Here is a 4,067-nt window from a genome sequence, read left to right on the forward strand (position 1 = left end):
ACCAAATTATAGATTAGGCTTTTGTGGTTCTATTGATGTAAATTTTATTATTATAGGACTAGTAGAAGTATTTTTAAATTGCATTTAAAAATTGCTATTGTCAATTATGCTATTCGGTCTAGGCTTAGAAACCGCGCTCATTTCGAGGCCTCATTTTTACACCTACTCAGCTTTAAATGCAATTTAAATACACTTATGATGTAAAATTTATAAAAAAAATTATACCAAATTATAGATTAGGCTTTTGTGGTTCTGTTGTTGTAAATTTTATTACTATAGGATTAGTAGAAGTATTTTTAAATTGCATTTAAAAATTGCTATTGGCAACTATGCTATTCGGTCTAAGCTTAGGAAGCGCGCTCATTTGAGGCCTCATTTTTACACCTACTTAGCTTCACATGCAATTTAAACACACTTATGATGTAAAATTTATAAAAAAATTTATACCCAATTATAGATAGGGATTGTGTGGTTATGTGGATGTAAGTTTTATAACTATTAGATGAGTATTGTAATAGTAAAATTATTTTTATATTGAATTTTAAAATTTATTCATTTTATAAAATCTGGCACCAATTCTATTCGGTCTAGGCCAAAATAATCGCGCTCATTTTTTAACCAATTGTATATCTTTAAATGCAATTTAAATACACTTATGATGTAAAATTTATAAATATTTTTATACCATATTATAGATTAGGCTTTTGTGGTTCTAACGATGTAAATTTTATTACTATAGGATAAGTAGAAGTATTTTTAAATTGCATTTAATGACAAGGGATAAAAAAATAAGCATTTGTATTTGAATCGGAATTTGTAACCGCGCTCATTTTTACCTTCGTGCTTAGTCTTTAAATGCAATTTAAACACACTTATGATGTAAAATTTATAAATATTTTTATACCAAATTATAGATTAGGCTTTTGTGGTTCTGATGATGTAAATTTTATTACTACAGGACAAGTAGAAGTATTTTTAAATTGCATTTAATGACAAGGGATAAAAAATGAGCATATGTATTTTGAATCGGAATTTGTAACCGCGCTCATTTTTACCTTTGTGCTTAGTCTTTAAATGCAATTTTAACAAACTTATGATGTAAAATTTATAAATATTTTTATACCAATATATAAATTAGGCTTTTGTGGTTCTAACAAAGTAAATTTTACTTTAGGAAAACAAGTAGAAGTATTTATAAATTGCATTTAAAGACCAGGGTAAAAAATGAGCATTTGTATTTAAATCGGAATTTGTAACTGCGCTCATTTTTACCTTTGTGCTTAATCTTTAAATGCAATTTAAACACACTTATGATGTAAAATTTATAAATATTTTTATACCAAATTATAGATTAGGCTTTTGTGGTTCTAACAATGTAAATTTTATTACTATAGGACTAGTAGAAGTATTTTTAAATTGCATTCAAAGACAATTCATTAAAAATGAGCTTTTGTATTTAAATCCGAATTCGTATCCGCCTCATTTTTAGCTTTTTGCTTAGTCTTTAAATGCAATTTAAACACACTTATGATGTAAAATTTATAAATATTTTGATACCAAATAATAGATTAGGCTTTTGTGGTTCTAACGAAGTAAATTTTATTACTATAGGACAAGTAGAAATGCCTTAAAATTGCATTTAAAAACAAGCAATCTAATTTATTCCTTTACAATACAATTTTGAATATTGCATTTGTAGCGGTATCGGCTTTAGCCTAATCCTAAGCCTAATCCTAAGCCTAATCCTAACCCTAATCCTAAGCCTAATCTTAAGCTTAATCCAAAGCCTAATCCTAATTGTAAACCTAATACTAATTTAGAGCCTTAACCGAGTTTTAAGTAATTTTCCTAAGCCTAATCCTAATTTTAATCTTAACCCTAAGTTATATTTAAAATGTTTTTTTGTTTTTTCTTTCAGGTTGTAAGTCGGGCGTTACATTGAGGGTCCCTTTGGTCGGCAAATAATGGATCCCTTAGGTCGGCGATTAGAGGCTCCCATAGGTCGCTAAGTCAAATCGTTTAAGGATCCCCAGCAATAGGACAGGACTACCCTGCTACAAAGCTAGAAGATCTTCAAGAATAAGAAGACAAATTTTATTTTATTAATAAATATATTGTTATTTTTTGTTTGCACCGGGAATGCTTGCGCTGTTAACGAGGTGCAAACCAATGTTTTTGTTTTGTTGTTACCTACCTGTCTGTTATTTCTATCTCTATCTGTCAAGCTTACCTTAGATTAAAAATATCCGTCTACTTATTATTGGGGCCCATTAAGTTTATATTTAGTCCTGCCAAATTACTTAAAACAATGGGTTCAAATCCCGTTGAAAATAAATAAATTTTGGGTTTAATATTGAGACCTTAAAATTAAGATTTGCAATTTAACATAATTAAGCTTATTTACGTTCAAACTGGGCAACATGACTTATGTCAACCTGCCCTACCTGTAACAAAATAAGCTAAGTTATTGCTCTAAAAATGAATAATTTTAAGGTTTACAATTTTGAAAATGATTTACAAAATGTGATGCAATTTCTGCGCTTAAAATTAGAATTAATATTAAGCCCATTATTTTTATTTTGTAAAGAATGGGTTCAAATCCCATTAAAAAACTTAGTAATAACATTAGCATAGACATTAATTTTAGAATAAATAGCGCAAAAAATGTTATCCTTTAACCGACATTCAGTTGTGGCCGTGTTGATTAAGGCGTCCGTTGGGACAACTAGAGCACGTGGGTTCGAATCCCGGCGCTTCCAAAATATTGATTTGTGGTTTTTGGTATAGCCCTAGTACTGCTCCTCTTCCGGCTAATGATGATGCGGTTGTGGCTAATTAATAAATAGCCACCACCACACTCATCATTAGCCGAAAAGGGAGTAGTACTAGAGCTGTGTCAAAAATCTTCAAATCTTTATTTTTTAACTTAACATTAATACGTTTTTGCTAATGCTATTAGTTACAAAGTAGTTTGGCAGTAATGCAAACACTTAGCCAGCCTTTTAAATTGTACGCACTAAATTTTGAGCAATTTTTAACTTCAAAATGCAGATTTTCCGGAGTTTACTTTCAAAAGTTTTTTCAAATTCTAAAAAAATTCATTTGCTCAAAATGAAGTGCATTGAGCATTTCATTTCTGGATTGGTCAAGGCTTGCGTAGTGTTTGACATCTGGCACTGCCAAACCCCAGAACTGCCTCCGTTGTGCCCAATTCTTTCGGTAGGTCCGAAGTACGGGTGCATGACCTGGGAGTGTGTTGGACCCGATCCCTCCCCAACCCCCGGCCCCTCCCCAACCCCGGGCCCTTCCCCCACCCCCGGCCCCCTTCCTCCGGATCCAACACCCGACCACGACGTGCACCTCATTGGTGGAATTGTAGGATTTGTTGCTTTGGTCATTGTGGTTCTGGGGTTTTTGGCAGTGCTTTTTAGGGAGAGACTTCGTCCGTGCTGCCAGAACCTGAGAAACAGGCTTCCTGTTTACCAGGGTCTGGAAGCAAGGCCTTGGTGGGCTCGATATTTGGCGTCTCGTGAGCAGCTTATCGCGGGTGGAAATGAAGGGGACGACGTGCTTATCAGGAACCGAGCTTTTGGTGCCCAAAATCTTGCTCCTGATAATCACGCCCAACCCGCCGAGGAGTTGATCGACATTGGGGAAGATGAAGTGGTTAGGGATGACGAGTTGGACTATGGTAGACTGGACCTACAATTTGACCGACTGGCCAACAGAGTACGTATGGTCTACCATAGCCCTTCTCCTCGCCGGGCTGGGTTACCAACTGCTGTTGTGAATGGAGTTGTGAATGGTGAAGTTGGAGCTGCTGCAGTTGTTGGGAGGCGTGAATGTGGTCATGATGCTGAGGCTGTTGGACAGGTTGTGAATGGTGTGGGGGATGGCGTGGACAACGGTGTGGGCGGTGCTTGGGGCGGTGGTGCAGTTGCGGATGTTGGTCAAGGTGGAATGGGAGGTGCTGACTGTGCGAATGTTTCTGCGAGTGATTTTTAGAATGTGTGTACGAGTAATTCTGTGCGTGGATTGAGGTCAGAGGTTCTTCGTGAGTATTTCAT

2 protein-coding genes are annotated in these 4,067 nt (G+C 35.2%); both read left to right on the forward strand.

Annotated features, from left to right (window positions below):
• Positions 1–855 precede the first annotated feature (855 nt).
• Complete coding sequence (locus ABWO04_RS10245) at positions 856–990, forward strand: hypothetical protein (RefSeq protein WP_353079612.1); 135 nt, start codon at positions 856–858, stop codon at positions 988–990.
• A gap of 2,745 nt (positions 991–3,735) precedes the next feature.
• Positions 3,736–4,005, forward strand: coding sequence for a hypothetical protein (locus ABWO04_RS10250; RefSeq protein ID WP_353079613.1), 270 nt, complete (start codon positions 3,736–3,738; stop codon positions 4,003–4,005).
• The last annotated feature ends 62 nt before the right edge of the window (positions 4,006–4,067 follow it).

The organism is Flavobacterium sp. (assembly GCF_040382755.1).
In the GTDB taxonomy this organism is placed as follows: domain Bacteria; phylum Bacteroidota; class Bacteroidia; order Flavobacteriales; family Flavobacteriaceae; genus Flavobacterium.